Origin of the sequence: Psychroflexus lacisalsi, from assembly GCF_020164495.1 — a bacterium.
Lineage (GTDB): Bacteria > Bacteroidota > Bacteroidia > Flavobacteriales > Flavobacteriaceae > Psychroflexus > Psychroflexus lacisalsi.
Genome location: NZ_JAIQYZ010000002.1, coordinates 431,250 through 445,762, shown reverse-complemented (window position 1 = coordinate 445,762; position 14,513 = coordinate 431,250). Strand labels below are relative to the sequence as shown.

13 protein-coding genes are annotated in these 14,513 nt (G+C 38.8%); 12 read left to right on the top strand and 1 reads right to left on the bottom strand.

All coding sequences use genetic code 11. The annotated features are described in order from the left end of the window. Position 1 precedes the first annotated feature (1 nt). The 7 genes from LB449_RS09360 to LB449_RS09330 all read left to right on the top strand — a co-directional run bounded on the left by LB449_RS09360 (position 2) and on the right by LB449_RS09330 (position 8,330). Positions 2 to 1,330, top strand: a complete 1,329-nt coding sequence (locus LB449_RS09360; RefSeq protein WP_224454836.1) for a glycosyltransferase family 2 protein — start codon at positions 2 to 4, stop codon at positions 1,328 to 1,330. 709 nt (positions 1,331 to 2,039) lie between these two features. Beyond that, a complete protein-coding gene (locus LB449_RS09355) occupies positions 2,040 to 3,152 on the top strand; it encodes a glycosyltransferase family 4 protein (RefSeq protein ID WP_224454835.1) in 1,113 nt (370 codons plus the stop codon). Between the two features lie 535 nt (positions 3,153 to 3,687). Then, a complete protein-coding gene (locus LB449_RS09350; protein WP_224454834.1) occupies positions 3,688 to 3,927 on the top strand; it encodes a hypothetical protein in 240 nt (79 codons plus the stop codon). Then, positions 3,917 to 4,273, top strand: coding sequence for a four helix bundle protein (locus tag LB449_RS09345; RefSeq protein WP_224454833.1), 357 nt, complete (start codon positions 3,917 to 3,919; stop codon positions 4,271 to 4,273). Before LB449_RS09350 ends, LB449_RS09345 begins: the two co-directional genes overlap by 11 nt. A gap of 560 nt (positions 4,274 to 4,833) precedes the next feature. Then, positions 4,834 to 5,976 carry a glycosyltransferase family 4 protein gene (locus tag LB449_RS09340; RefSeq protein ID WP_224454832.1) on the top strand — a complete coding sequence of 381 codons (1,143 nt, stop codon included), beginning with the start codon at positions 4,834 to 4,836 and terminating at the stop codon, positions 5,974 to 5,976. Continuing rightward, positions 5,960 to 7,351 (top strand): O-antigen ligase family protein, encoded by a 1,392-nt coding sequence (locus LB449_RS09335; RefSeq protein ID WP_224454831.1) that lies wholly within the window; start codon positions 5,960 to 5,962, stop codon positions 7,349 to 7,351. Before LB449_RS09340 ends, LB449_RS09335 begins: the two co-directional genes overlap by 17 nt. Further along, the gene (locus LB449_RS09330; protein WP_224454830.1) at positions 7,281 to 8,330 is read left to right on the top strand and encodes a glycosyltransferase family 4 protein; all 1,050 of its coding nucleotides are present in this window, start codon (positions 7,281 to 7,283) and stop codon (positions 8,328 to 8,330) included. The genes LB449_RS09335 and LB449_RS09330 overlap by 71 nt, the downstream gene beginning before the upstream one ends. Before the next feature lie 988 nt (positions 8,331 to 9,318). Here LB449_RS09330 and LB449_RS09325 read toward each other — a convergent pair. Beyond that, positions 9,319 to 9,843 (bottom strand): DUF4920 domain-containing protein, encoded by a 525-nt coding sequence (locus tag LB449_RS09325; protein ID WP_224454829.1) that lies wholly within the window; start codon positions 9,841 to 9,843, stop codon positions 9,319 to 9,321. Between the two features lie 101 nt (positions 9,844 to 9,944). On the opposite strand from LB449_RS09325, the gene LB449_RS09320 reads away from it, so the two are divergent. The 5 genes from LB449_RS09320 (at position 9,945) to LB449_RS09300 (ending at position 14,512) form a co-directional block, all read left to right on the top strand. After that, positions 9,945 to 11,012 (top strand): branched-chain amino acid aminotransferase, encoded by a 1,068-nt coding sequence (locus LB449_RS09320; protein WP_224454828.1) that lies wholly within the window; start codon positions 9,945 to 9,947, stop codon positions 11,010 to 11,012. A gap of 369 nt (positions 11,013 to 11,381) precedes the next feature. Continuing rightward, positions 11,382 to 12,284, top strand: coding sequence for a TIGR01777 family oxidoreductase (locus LB449_RS09315; protein ID WP_224454827.1), 903 nt, complete (start codon positions 11,382 to 11,384; stop codon positions 12,282 to 12,284). A gap of 47 nt (positions 12,285 to 12,331) precedes the next feature. After that, positions 12,332 to 13,000 carry an SGNH/GDSL hydrolase family protein gene (locus tag LB449_RS09310; protein WP_224454826.1) on the top strand — a complete coding sequence of 223 codons (669 nt, stop codon included), beginning with the start codon at positions 12,332 to 12,334 and terminating at the stop codon, positions 12,998 to 13,000. 1 nt (position 13,001) lies between these two features. Next, positions 13,002 to 14,285, top strand: coding sequence for a DUF2851 family protein (locus LB449_RS09305; protein ID WP_224454825.1), 1,284 nt, complete (start codon positions 13,002 to 13,004; stop codon positions 14,283 to 14,285). Then, a complete protein-coding gene (locus tag LB449_RS09300) occupies positions 14,282 to 14,512 on the top strand; it encodes a PspC domain-containing protein (protein WP_224454824.1) in 231 nt (76 codons plus the stop codon). Before LB449_RS09305 ends, LB449_RS09300 begins: the two co-directional genes overlap by 4 nt. The last annotated feature ends 1 nt before the right edge of the window (position 14,513 follow it).

Genomic DNA, 14,513 nt, shown 5'->3' with positions numbered 1-14,513 from the left:
TATGCCTTTTAAATTCCTCACCTATCTTCAGCCAACCCATTATTTCCGTCTTTTTATAAAAGACCGACACAGCGTGTTTCCAAAAGTTGAAGAACTTCCAGAATCGGCCTTAGTTCATCTTTCTAAAGATGACTCTTACCGCTCTCAACTAGCAAAAAACTATGATTTGTCTTGGCAAGCGATTCAAAAGGGCTATATCGGGGAGGCAGATACCTACATCAATTTTGAAAAATTACCCCTTAGTGATGAATATCGCTTTATCCGTAAAAACTTTCATCAGGCTTGGGTGCTTTACACGCTTTTAATACGTCTGCTATCCCTTAAAAATCCAATTAAGGAGCTTAGTGCTTTCTTTAAAACTCGACAAACTCAACGTCAATTTTTATCACAAGAGTATATTCCTTACCCAAGTTATTCCAATTATGAGTCTAGCCTGCTCGCCTCCAAGCCTTTGGTAAGTATTGTCATTCCAACCTTAAACCGCTATCCTTATTTAAAAGATGTGCTCCTCGATTTGGAACAACAGGATTATAAACACTTTGAAGTGATTGTCGTAGATCAGTCAGAGCCTTTTCAAAAGGATTTTTATAAGGACTTTAAACTCGACTTAAAGCTGATACATCAGGAAGAAAAAGCCCTTTGGTTGGCTAGAAATACAGCAATTAAAAATGCTAAAGGGTCAGTAATTTTGTTGTCTGAAGACGATGTGAGGATAAATGATGACTGGATTGTTCAGCATTTAAAATGCTTAGATTTTTTTGACGCTAAGGTTTCAGCAGGAGTTTTTTATCCACAGGGTATGAATATACCTATGGATAGCAATTATTTTAAGTTAGCATCACAATTCGCAACTGGTAATGCAGCTTTATACAAATCTGTATTCCAAGACGTTGGTTTGTTTGATCGTCAATTTGAAAAGCAGCGAATGGGCGATGGTGAATTTGGATTGCGTGTTTATTTGAAAGGGATTAAAAGTATTTCAAATCCTTTAGCTTCATGCATAGATGTAAAAGCTAGCGTAGGAGGATTACGCGAAATGGGGAGTTGGGATGCATTTCGACCTCGAAAATGGTTAGATCCGCGACCTATACCTAGTGTAGTCTATTTCTTCCGAAAGTACCATGGCAATACCGCGACTCGGTGGGCTTTGCTAAAGACGGTTCCAAGTTCAATAATGCCTTATCGATATAAACGTAATTCTTATATGATGCTTCTAGGAATGTTAATCAGTATTTTAATTTCACCGCTTGTCTTTTTACAGGTCTATAAATCTTGGTCATTAGCCAGTAAAAAGCTTCAAGAAGGTGCTAAAATTGAAAAGTTGATGTAGTTGGGAGTCTTATAGCCGGAGGTTTGTAGTTGTATAGTCGTATAATGGAATTATCGTATAGTAGGAATGGCGAATATATCAATACACGAAAGAACGAATAGTCGTATAATCGTATAGTAGAATAGTTGGAAAAAAATAACTGAGTAACCGAATAAACAAATCTCCAAATATACGAAACAATGAATAGTCGTATAATCGGAAAATAGTAAAAACAAAATGGCGAATACACTAATACTCGAATATACCAATACACGAAAGAACGGATAGTCGTTTAGACGTATAGTAGTATAATCGTATAGTAGGAAAAAAATAACTGAGTAACCGAATAAACAAATCTCCAAATATACGAAACAATGAATAGTCGTATAATCGGAAAATAGTAAAAACAAAATGGCGAATACACTAATACTCGAATACACCAATACACGAAAGAACGAATTGTCGTATAGTAGTATAATTATAAAATCGGAAAATAGTAAAAACAAAATGGCGAATACACTAATACACGAATACACGAAAGGACGGATAGTAGTATAGTCGTATAGTCGAAAAATAATAAAAACAAAGTGGCGAATACACGAAATAACGAATACACCATTAGAGACAAAGTCTCGCCGAATACACGAATACACGAAAGGACGAATACACCATTAGAGACAAAGTCTCGCCGAATAAACGAATACACGACATCAAGTAAACGAACAACGCATTGAAAACCATCCTACTTATTACCTCCGAATTTCCCCCACAACCTGGTGGGATTGGCAACCATGCTTACCATTTGGCACAGCAATTGTCATTGCACTATAAAGTAAAAGTGCTGGCCGATCAACGGTCTCAAGATGGAGTAGAGGAAAAGGAATTTGATCAACTTCAAAAATTTTCAAGTCATCGCGTTCAACGCTATCCCTTTATTTTATGGACTTATCTTTTAAGACTGGTTTCTGCGTTTCAGTCTGCTAAACAGGCTGATTTGATTCTGGTTTCTGGTAAATTTTCACTTTGGACTGGAGGACTCTTATCTTTATTTTATTCAAAACCTTATGTGGCGATTATTCATGGGAGTGAAATTCAATTATCCAACTCTTTAGCCAGAGGATTTACCAATTGGTCTTTGCAACGGTTCGATCATGTGATTGGGGTGTCCAACTTCACCTTAAATCTCGTGTCTCATTTGAATCTAAAACAAAAATCTGTGATCCCAAATGGCTTTGACTTGTCTCAGCTTAATGAGGTGCATAAAAAACCTGAGTATAAAGAGAAGACAAAGAGTGACTTCCTGCACTTAATCACCGTTGGAAACCTTACTCAGCGCAAAGGGCAACATAATGTGATTAAAGCTTTGCCTTTACTTATAAAAACTTACCCAAATCTTATCTATCATATCGTAGGTCTCCCCACAGATCAAGAACGCTTAGAAAACTTAGCTAGCAAGCTTAAGATCAACGAGTATATTCGCCATCATGGGAGGCTGGCAGAAGAGGAAAAAATAAAGCTATTACTTGCTTCGGATGTTTTTATGATGCTAAGTGAACAGACCTCGACAGGAGATGTAGAAGGTTTCGGGATTGCTATTTTAGAAGCCAATGCTCTAGGACTCCCAGCGGTGGGAAGTGTCAATTGTGGTATTGAAGATGCGATTAAGGCTGATTATTCAGGTCAGCTGGTCGATCCTCATGATCCTCAGGCCATTTTAGAGGCCGTAGATAAAATTACATCTCAGCGGGAAACCTATGCAAAGCAAGCTAAAGTTTGGAGTACAAATTTTACTTGGGATAAAATAGGTCAACTTTATATAGAAAAGATTGAAGAACATCTGTAAATAAATTTTAATTTTGAATGGATAAAACGAATAGTCGTATAATAGTATAGTCGTCTAATCGAATAGTAGTATAGTCGTATAATTGTATAATCGGAAAATAGTAAAAACAAAATGGCGAATACACTAATACTCGAATTTACCAATACACGAAACAACGAATAGTCGTATAATAGAATAGTAGTATAGTCGTATAATCGGAAAATAGTAAAAACAAAATGGCGAATACACTAATACTCGAATATACCAATACACGAAAGGACGAATACACGAATACACGAAAGGACGAATAGTAGTATAGTCGTATAGTAGTATAATCGGTATCTCGATACAATTTTTAATTAGCTTCGAATAAGCAAAGTAAAAACCACTCGATATGACAGGTACACGAAATAACGAATACACCATTAGAGACGAAGTCTCGCCGAATACACGAATACACGAAAGGACGAATAGTAGTATAGTAGGAAAAAGTACTGAATATATCTCGATACAATTTTTATTTAGCTATAAAAAAGCAAAATAAAAACCACTCGATATGACAAGTACACGAAATAACGAATATACCATTAGAGACGAAGTCTCGCCGAATACACGAATACACGAATACACGAATACACCATTAGAGACGAAGTCTCGCCGAATACACGAATACACGAATACACGAAATAACGAATACACCATTAGAGACGAAGTCTCGCCGAATACACGAATACACGAATACACGAATACACGAATACACGAATACACGAATACACGAATAAAACATGAACCATAAAGAATTAGATGTTTGGAAGGTATCTATGGAGTTAGTCACTCTTGTGTATAAGCTTACAGAAGCCTTTCCCAAATCTGAGAACTTTGGACTGACGAGCCAGATTAGAAGATCTGCTGTTTCAATTCCCTCTAATATTGCTGAAGGGAGTGGTAGAAATAGTTGGAAAGAGCTACATCAATTTGTAGGTTATTCTATTGGTTCCGCCGCTGAACTAGATACCCAAATTATAATCGCAAAAAATCTGAATTATTTAGATGACAAGTCAATTGAAGAAGTATTTGAAATGCTTGAGAAAACTAGAAAATTACTTTCAGGCTATAAAAAATATGTCAAAACCAAATATTAGATTTAAATCACGAAACAATTATTAGTCGTATAAAAGTGTAGTCGTATAGTAGTATAATTGTATAGTCGGAAAAAGTACTGACTATATCTCGATACAATTTTTATTTAGCTATGAAAAAGCAAAATAAAAACCACTCGATATGACAGGTACACGAAATAACGAATACACCATTAGAGACGAAGTCTCGCCGAATACACGAATACACGAAAGGACGAATAGTCGTATAATAGAATAATCGGAAAATAGTAAAAACAAAGTGGCGAATACACGAATACTCGAATATACCATTAGAGACGAAGTCTCGCCGAATACACGAAAGGACGAATAGTCGTATAATCGTATAATAGAATAATCGGTATCTCGATACAATTTTTATTTAGCTTCAAAAAAGCAAAGTAAAAACCACTCGATATGACAAGTACACGAAATAACGAATACACCATTAGAGACGAAGTCTCGCCGAATACACGAATACACGAATACACGAATACACGAATACACGAATACTCGAATAAACGAATACACGAATAGTGACAAAGTCTCGCCTGATAAATAAAAAAATGACCCTCTGCATTATCTCTCATACGGAACATTACTTGGATGCCGAAGGAACTCTTTTGGCATGGGGTTCTACAGTGATGGAGATCAATCATTTGCTGGACATTGCCGATCGCATTATTCATATTGCTCCTTTGCATAAAGGCAATCCTCCCCCAAGTAGCCTAGCCTATGCAAATACAACTCAAATTGAATTTATACCTTTAATGCCTTCCGGAGGAAAAGGGGTAAAGAAACTTAGTATTGCTTGGTCAGCTTTATCTAACTTAAGGCAAATCCATAAGGCCCTTAAACGAGCAGATATCATTCAATTTCGAGCTCCAACAGGAATGGGGTTGTATGTTTTGCCGTATTTGAAATGGGTGAATGCAAAACCGTATTGGGTGAAATATGCGGGTAATTGGGTAGATCCACAGATGCCCTTAGGAAATCAACTCCAAAAGCGATGGCTTCTAAAGCACCTAGAGCCTGAGACTCAAGTGACTTATAACGGAAACTGGGAAGACAGGCCGCAATTCCTACCTTTCGATAACCCTTGTTTTACCAAAGAGAATTATGTTGAAGCCAAGCCAGCGCTAACTATAAAACCAGATTCGAAAGAGGAAGGGTGGACGCTGTGTTTCGTCGGGGCTTTAAACGCCCATAAAGGAGTACCTCTTATTTTAGAAACTTTAAGCCTAATGAAAACCTCTATTCCTATTAAAATTTTACATTTTATAGGAGATGGCCCCGATCGTAAAGCCTACGAACAGATGGCTTCAGAGATAGAGACACCGATTCAATTTCATGGGTTTTTACCCAAACCAAAAGTACATCAGCTTTTAAGTGAATCTCACGCGCTTTTACTGCCTTCTAAATCTGAGGGATTTCCGAAAGTGGTGGGCGAAGCCATGGCTTATGGATGCGTGCCTATCGTCTCTAAAGTGTCTTGTTTGGAAGACTATATTACCGATGGGGAGAATGGCTATTTATTAGATCAGTTGACTCCTGATGCGTTAGTGGATAGTTTACAGCGCTTATACCAATTAACAGCTTTGGAACTCAAAAGCCTTAGACTTAAAAATTATACCTTTGCTCAGCGTTTTACTTACGAGTATTACACCCAAGCGATAAACGAAAAAATCATTCATGTTCGGCTTAGATAAAGACACCACTTTATATCTTCAGCGCTTACTCCTTCACGTGGGGATAGGTATTTTGGTAAGTAAATTCCGAGTTTTAGCTCAGGTTTATTTACTATCAATCGTGGTGTATTTTGTTTTTCAAATCATAAAACGGACCGATAAAACCTATCATGCTTTAGGTGCTGCAGCCTATATCGCAGCCGCTGAAGTTTTTTTAAGAATGTCTAAAGCGATGCCGTTTTGGGAATTGGGCAAATATTTAGTCATCTTCTTCATGCTTTTAGGGATGTTTTTCGAGGGCTTTAAATTGAAAGCTTGGCCTGTGCTAGCTTTTTTGTTCTTGCTATTACCTGGTGTCGTGGTTGGATACCTCAATTTTGATTATTTTGATGAGAGCTTTCGAAAAACGGTCTTATTTAATCTTTCCGGCCCCTTGTCCTTATTCGCGACAGCCCTTTTTTGTTACCAGCGGGAAATCAAATTTAAAACCTTGTTAAAGGTGGTTGATGTCATGATGCTTCCTGTGTTAAGCATGGTGGTGTATATTATTTTATATGCGCCTGCTTTAGAGAATATCGTGTTTACCACCGAGTCCAACCAAGCAGCTTCAGGAGGATATAGTGGAAACCAAGTGGCCACGATTCTAGGCTTAGGAATGTTTCTAGCCTTCATCCGGTTTCTGATCCCCTATAAAAATAATTTGTTAAACTTTATTAATATAGGTCTTTTAGGTCTGTTGACTTATCGGTGTTTACTCACTTTTTCCCGCGGTGGTTTTATAACCGCCATCGTGATGATGGCTGTTTTTACGGTGCTTTATATCAATTGGGCGCCTTTAGCCAAAAAAGCAAAAGCCACAGTAAAGCTAATAGGGCTTGGGGTAGGAGGGTTCCTGCTTTGGGGAACTGCGATGGCGGTGACAGGAGGATTAATTTATAACCGCTATGCTGGTCAAAATGCAAGAGGAGAAGATAAAGACATCACCACTGGCCGAGCAGAAATCATTAGTGAAGAGCTAATGGCTTTTTTTGAAGATCCCTTTTTAGGTGCAGGGGTTGGGATGGGAAAGTTTTTTAGATTTGAGCTAGATGGAGAACTTGCCGCAAGTCATAATGAAGTCTCTAGGATGATGGCGGAGCATGGTGTTTTAGGGATCTTCGCCCTTCTTATTCTTTTGTTGATTCCGCTTGGCTTTTTATTATCGAAAAATAGAAATTTATTGATGTTGCCCTTTGTTGCCTTTTGGTTTTTAACCATCAACCATTCTGCGATGCGAGTAGCACTTCCTGGATTTATGTATGGCTTTGCCCTCTTATCTGTTCATTATGCGAAACAAAAACGACCCAAAACCAAACCCAAAACGACTGCTTTATCTCGGCAACAAGCTCTCCCGTAAAGGGAAAAACACCTCAACCATAGAGTATCTGTCTAGCCAGTTTGAGAGTGATGGCTATAAAGTTGTTTCAGCATCAAGTCAAACGAATCCGGTCTTGAGGTTGCTGGTGATGCTTGGTCAAGTGATAATTCAAGCTTCAAAAACTGATGTTTTACTCATAGACACGTATAGCACTTCCGCTTTTTGGTTTGCTTATATCAGTAGTCGATTGGCTTTTTTTTTAAAGTTAGATTATATCCCTATTTTACATGGCGGTGATCTCCCCAAACGGCTTAAAAGTGATCCTCAGCTTTGCCAAAAGCTATTTGGGAACGCGAAAGTCAATGTAGCGCCCTCTGCTTATTTGTTACACGAATTTAAAAATGCAGGCTACACCAACCTTACCTATATCCCCAATACTATCAAGCTCGATCTGTATACCTTTAAAAAACGCCAAGAGCTCCAACCCCACCTCTTATGGGTTCGGTCTTTTGCCCACTTATATAATCCTCTCTTAGCGCTTCAGGTTTTAAAAGAGTTGCGGTTCACTTATCCAAAGGTGAAGCTCAGTATGGTAGGCCCTTTTAAAGATGATTCCATAGAGGAGTGTAAAGCCTTTGCCAAAGAACATAAATTACCAGTGACTTTTACTGGAGGAATGAAAAAGGAAGACTGGCTTCAGTACGCCCAAGACTTTGATGTGTTTATTAATACTACCAATGTCGACAACACTCCCGTAAGCGTGATCGAAGCCATGGCCTTAGGCTTACCTGTGGTCTCCACCAATGTGGGTGGACTGCCTTATCTCCTAGATCATGAAAAAGAAGCTTTGTTGGTATCCCCTGGACATGTAGACGAATTCACTCAAGCGATTATCCGTCTGTTGGATGATCCAAGTTTAGCTCAGCAGCTCTCCCTTCAAGGCCGTAAAAAAGTCGAGCACTTCGATTGGGAAGTGGTGAAGCATCAGTGGTTTGAAGTAGTGAGTCGTGAGTTGTGAGAGGTGAGTGGTGAGTGGTGAGTAGTGGATTAGTATAGTGGTGTAGTTGTGTAGTAGTGAGTTGTGAGAGGTGAGTTGTGTGTTCTCCGTTGTCTGTTGTCTGTTGTCAGTCTGTGGTAGACTGGTTGACTGGCAACTGATAACTGTGGACTGGTAAACTGGTGAACCGGTGGCTGAGTGATTTTTCTTTTGAAAAATTGTATCGAAGCCACATTTAAACGTCAGTTCGAGTGATGGATTTGTGGCGATAGACCAAAGCCATTGTATCGAGAACTCGATTAAACCTAAGGGAGCTTATTAGTGGTTAGTATAATGGTGTATTAGTATAGTGGTGTAGTAGTATAATGGTGTAATAGTGAATGGTGAGTGGTGGGTTAGTATAGTGGTGTAGTAGTATAATGGTGTAGTAGTGAGTGGTGAGTCTTGAGTGGTGTGTGGTTGGTTAGTATAGTGGTGTAGTAGTATAATGGAGGAACAGATTTCATATTTAAAATTTCAAAATTGACAAGTCAAATTTTTATGAAAATGGTCACTTGATAGTTAGAAAACGGCCTACTTTTTATGGAGGTTAGAAAACAAAAAAGTGGTGAAGAAAGGATAAAGGAGCAAAGCACTAGTGAAACGGTTTGCTTTGCGTGGGGGAACCGCTTTTGTAGTTTTCAAAGACATAAAAATAAGCCTAGATTTTTTTGGTTCGTTTTTTCATCAATGGAAAAAATGAATGAAAACACTAATTATATCTAAAGTTTAAATAATGAGACACACTTAAAAAGATTCCGCATCGCGCTATCGCTTGCACGGAATGACAAGGGTGAACCGGTGGCTGTGAACTGGTGACTGTGAAATGGTGGACAGAGATCTCTCGTCACTGCGTTTCCCTCGAGATGACAATTGCAAGAACTCGAAGCGACACCAAGTATTCAACCTTTGTACACCACCTAAACAGATTCCGTATCGCGGCTATCGCCTTGCACGGAATAAAAATCAACTATTTAACCGTTTTAGCGCCTTCAGCTATAAATCTATAATTCAATTTAGGGGAGGTGATTGCTGCAATATCTTCTTTGCTTTTACCAGCGTCTTCGGCATAATGCTTTAGCGTTTCCACATCCGTTTCTTCAATAAATGCTCTTCCTTCTACAACCATCTCATGGCCTTTACTGTCTTTTGGAACAAAGAAACCGTAATCTTTAAAAGTCACATGCACATTCATGTCTTCGGGGAGGTCTAATTTCATCCAACAGCCTTTTTTCGCGCAAACACTTTCCACTTCAGATTGAAATTGAACTTGAATCGTGTCTCCGAGAGATAAATCCTGGTACATGGCCAGCATTTCGCTATCCGCTTTGACTTCAGCAGAAGAAAAGGCTTCACCAAACTGAGAGTCAGTGGTCATGCTCAATTCTTTTTCCTCTGATGTATCATCTGTCACCGTCTCTTTTTCTTGCTTAGTTTCTTTTGAACCACAAGCCAAAAACATCAATAATATTGGTAATAAAAGCAGCTTTTTCATGATAATAATTAAAAATTTATAATAAGAATAACAACAAAGTTAGGAATCTTCCTGAATTAACCTTATTAAAATTTAGTACATTTGCAAAAATACCAATTATAATGAATAACACCGATATACAACTCGACATTACTAAAACTAAACAGTCTAAAATTGATCAAGTAGATTTTAGTAATCTTAAATTTGGAAAAGTCAATGCAGATCATATGATGTATTGTGATTACATCGATGGCAAATGGCAAACGCCCAAAATTGTTCCTTACGGACCGATGGAATTTGAGCCTTCCGCTAAAGTGTTTCATTACGGTCAGGCGGTTTTTGAAGGGATGAAAGCCTTTAAAGATGAAAACGAACAGGTTTGGTTGTTTAGACCCGAACAAAATTTTGAGCGTATCAATAAGTCCTCTAAACGTATGGCTATTCCTGAGTTTCCAAAGGATTACTTTTTTGAATCTTTAAAGACCTTACTGGAACTCGATAAAGATTGGGTGAAGAAAGGTGAAGGTAATTCACTTTACTTACGTCCTTTTGTCATCGCTACAGAAAATGGGGTGTCTGCTTCAGAGTCAGATCGCTATAGATTCATGATCATCACCTGTCCAGCACAGGCCTACTACAACAAGCCCATCAAAGTGATTTTTGCACAGGAATACAGCAGGGCAGCCGATGGTGGCGTTGGTTTTGCTAAGGCAGCTGGTAATTACGGCGCTCAGTTTTACCCAACCAAATTAGCTAAAGCTAAAGGGCTTGACCAAATCATTTGGACGGATGCCAGTTCTCACGAATACCTGGAGGAAGCTGGAACTATGAACATCTTCTTTAGAGTTGGGGATAAGCTACTCACCTCACCAACCAATGACAGAATTTTGGACGGTGTCACGCGTAAGAGTATCATTCAACTAGCCAAAGATAATGGGGTAGAGGTTGTCGTTGAAAAAGTATCGGTTAAGGAAATTGTAAATGCAGCCAAAAACGGAGAGCTTAAAGAAATTTTCGGTGCAGGAACTGCAGCTACAGTAGTAAGCGTTGATGGTTTTGAATACGATGGAACGTATTACGATTTGCCAACAGTCGACGAGCCTTACGGTACCTTCTTCAAAAAAGCATTACAAGATATCCAATACAATAAAGTCGAAGATCCACACGGATGGACGATGAAAGCGTTTTAATTAGTAAACGGTTAACGGTTAACGGTTAACCGTTTTCAGTGAATTGTGACTAGTGATTGGTGGCTGACTGCCTCGATCTTTCTTCGAGGTGTATTGAAGCTACGTTCAGGTGTCAGTAAAATGTGATTGGTGACTAGTGATTGGTTGCAAGAAATAAAATAAACTAGAGCCTGATGATTTAATTCATTGGGCTTTTTTGTTATAGTAAACGGTTGACGGTTGTTAGTTGAAAATTTTTAATTTTACTCACGACCTGCCTTTGCCAAGGAAACGCAGGCAGGCTCACCACACACTTTCATCTAGTTAAAACCATACTAAACATGGACTTGCCCTAGATCAATCTTGTTATTTTTAGTCGAAAATTTAGGTATGCGTGTTTTAATTACAGGGGCAACAGGCTTAGTAGGTCAGGAGTTGGTTGAGCTTTTTCATGACAATGGAATTGACGTGAATTATTTAACCACCAGCCGCTCCAAAATTGAAACGAAAACCAATTACCAGGGTTTCTACTGGAATCCTTCAACTTCTGAATTGGATCCCGCTAGCTTAAAAGGAGTGAACACCATCATTAATCTTGCAGGGGCCAGTGTAGCCAAGCGATGGACACCTTCTTACAAGGAAGCGATACTGAACAGCAGAGTCGATAGCTTAATGACTTTAAAGTCAGCCTTGTCAACGCATGATCATGAAGTGGAGCATTTGATTTCAGCGAGCGCCATTGGAATATATGAAGATTCGTTGACCAAATTTCATGAGGAAGACGATTTTAAAAAGGGAGATAACTTTCTGGCTGATGTAGTCGAAAAGTGGGAGGCCGCCGCAGATGAAGTTGGAGAGCTAGGGCTTGAGGTGACCAAAATCAGAATAGGCGTGGTATTGTCAGACGAAGGTGGAGCCCTCGAAAAAATCAAGGCCCCTATAGAAAAGTATATTGGGGCACCCTTAGGAAGCGGGAAGCAGTGGCAGTCCTGGATACACATTTCAGATTTAGCCAGACTCTTTCATCATGTGATGAAGAACCGTTTGGAAGGTGTTTTTAATGCCGTGTCTCCAAATCCAGTAAATAATAAGGAACTGACAGAATGTATTGCTCAGTGTTTAGGGAAGCCGCTAATTCTCCCTAACGTACCTTCATTTGTTCTCAAACTTATGCTGGGTGAAATGTCAACGATTGTTCTAGGAAGTCAATTGGTCAGCTCAAAGAAAATTTTGTCAACCGGATTTCAGTTTGAGCACGCTCAGCTAAAACCAGCTATTGCAGATTTATTATAGCCTATTTGGTATCAAAAACTTTTTTATTTTTGAAGGTAAGTCCAGTCATGAAAAAAATTATAGTACTCATTAGTTTATCAGTCATGTCGAAGTCTTTCAGTCAGGAGCCTATTAAATATCTTGCCTTAGGAGATTCTTATACCATTGGAGAACAGGTGCCTGAGGAGAACTCCTGGCCTTTCCAACTGACCTCGCATTTGAACACAAAATCATTTAAAGTAGAAGATACAGAAATCATTGCTGTCACCGGCTGGCGCACTGATGAGCTTCTGGACTCTATAGCTACTGAAAATTATAAGCCCAATTCTTTTGATTTGGTTTCCCTTTTGATTGGTGTCAACAATCAATATCAGAAAAAGCCTTTTAAACAATTTAAAAAAGAATTTGAAGTGCTCTTGCAGACTGCGATTTCGCTGAGTGCTCACGATGAAAAGGGAGTATTTATCGTTGGGATTCCAGATTATAGCTTGTCAAAATTTGCTCAGGATGAAAAGCTGAGAAGAGTATCCTCCCGATTAAAACGATACAACAGGTACATCCAGAAAATGAGCCAACGCTATGCTGTGGCTTTTTATCCTTTGCAAAAACTCAGTAAACCCTTGCACAAAAATCAAGATATGCTTGCAGAGGATTTTTTACATCCAAGTGGTGAGCAGTATCGGGTTTGGGTCGACAGTTTTAAAGACCGAGTAGTCGACCAACTTAATAACTTATAAAATGCAGGAAGCCTTTCTTCATAGTTTGTGGAAATACAAAAAGCTGAATTTGAATCAGCTGAAAACTACTACTGGGGAAGCACTTCAGGTGTTGAATACGGGCCTACACAATGAAACTGAATCGGGTCCTGATTTCTTTAAAGCTGAAGTGATCATTGCAGGTCAGCATTGGGTGGGTAATCTTGAGATTCACCTAAAATCCTCAGATTGGTATGCGCATCATCATGAAATCGATCCGGCCTACGATAATGTGATTTTGCATGTGGTTTGGGAAGATGACGTGAGCATTTTCAGAAAAGACAACTCTGAAATTCCCTGTTTAGAATTGAAGCATATCGTTACCAAACATCAGATTCAGGCGTATAAGGATTTGTTTGACAAGACCTCGCAGAAGTGGATCAACTGTGAGAAGCATTTCCATGACGTCGACGAATTTAAGCTGAATAGCTGGCTCGAACGCTTGTATGTAGAACGTTTGGAAGAAAAAAATCAATTAATTCTGAATTTATTGAAAGTTTCCAATAACAACTGGGATGAGGTTGGCTTTAAATTGATGGCCAAAGCTTTCGGACTTAACGTCAACGGAGAGGCTTTTCTGCAGATGAGCTCCTCAGCAGATTTTAAAGTTTTTCAGAAATGCTTCCAGAATCCGCTTCAGCTGGAAGCCTTATGCTTCGGTTTATGCGGGATGTTACCGCCTGAAAGTGAGGAAGCTTACCCTAAACAGCTTCAGCAGGAATTCGATTTTCTGAAGCAAAAATTTCAGTTGAATGCGCCGGAAACAAGTCAGGTGAAGTACTTTAGGCTTCGTCCAGACAATTTTCCGAGCATCAGGTTATCTCAGTTTTGTAAGTTGTATGCTCAACGTCCTAATTTATTTTCTGAGCTGATTCAGTGTAAAACTCCAAAAGACATTTACAAAAATTTAGAAGCTCAAACTTCCGACTATTGGAAAACTCATTATACCTTTGGAAAAGAAAGTAAGTCTAAAGTCAAAAAACTGAGTACTTCCTTTAAGGATTTGATCATCATTAATACGCTTCTGCCACTGAAATTCGCTTATCAATCCTATAAAGGTCAGTTGGATTTTGAAGAGAGTATTTATCCTTTGATTACCAGTCTGAAACCAGAAGCCAATGGCATCACTAAAGGCTTCGAAGAATTAAAATCTAAGGTAGTCAAGTCAGCTTTGGAAAGTCAGGCGTTGATCCAGTTAAAGACACAGTATTGTGATGTGAATCGTTGTTTAAAATGTCAAGTTGGGTTAGAATTAATACACTCATGAAAAATTTCATATACAACCTTAGAACCTTTTTCGAAAAACACGGATTTTACGTGAGCTCGCGATTGGCAGATACCTTGGGAATGAAAGCAAAGTCTGTTCGGATATTTTTTATTTACGTTTCCTTTGCCACATTTGGTTTTGGGTTTGGCCTTTACCTGACCCTTGCTTTCTGGCTGAAGCTTAAGGATTTGGTGTATACCAAGCGCACCTCCGTATTTGATCTTTAAT

Bases quoted from the DNA above. Each gene is read 5' to 3' on its own strand.
- LB449_RS09360 (WP_224454836.1), top strand. From the start codon at position 2: ATGCCTTTTAAATTCCTCACCTATCTTCAGCCAACCCATTATTTCCGT.
- LB449_RS09350 (WP_224454834.1), top strand. From the start codon at position 3,688: ATGACAAGTACACGAAATAACGAATATACCATTAGAGACGAAGTCTCG.
- LB449_RS09345 (WP_224454833.1), top strand. From the start codon at position 3,917: ATGAACCATAAAGAATTAGATGTTTGGAAGGTATCTATGGAGTTAGTC.
- LB449_RS09340 (WP_224454832.1), top strand. From the start codon at position 4,834: ATGACCCTCTGCATTATCTCTCATACGGAACATTACTTGGATGCCGAA.
- LB449_RS09335 (WP_224454831.1), top strand. From the start codon at position 5,960: ATGTTCGGCTTAGATAAAGACACCACTTTATATCTTCAGCGCTTACTC.
- LB449_RS09330 (WP_224454830.1), top strand. From the start codon at position 7,281: ATGCGAAACAAAAACGACCCAAAACCAAACCCAAAACGACTGCTTTAT.
- LB449_RS09325 (WP_224454829.1), bottom strand. From the start codon at position 9,843: ATGAAAAAGCTGCTTTTATTACCAATATTATTGATGTTTTTGGCTTGT.
- LB449_RS09320 (WP_224454828.1), top strand. From the start codon at position 9,945: ATGAATAACACCGATATACAACTCGACATTACTAAAACTAAACAGTCT.
- LB449_RS09315 (WP_224454827.1), top strand. From the start codon at position 11,382: ATGCGTGTTTTAATTACAGGGGCAACAGGCTTAGTAGGTCAGGAGTTG.
- LB449_RS09310 (WP_224454826.1), top strand. From the start codon at position 12,332: ATGAAAAAAATTATAGTACTCATTAGTTTATCAGTCATGTCGAAGTCT.
- LB449_RS09305 (WP_224454825.1), top strand. From the start codon at position 13,002: ATGCAGGAAGCCTTTCTTCATAGTTTGTGGAAATACAAAAAGCTGAAT.
- LB449_RS09300 (WP_224454824.1), top strand. From the start codon at position 14,282: ATGAAAAATTTCATATACAACCTTAGAACCTTTTTCGAAAAACACGGA.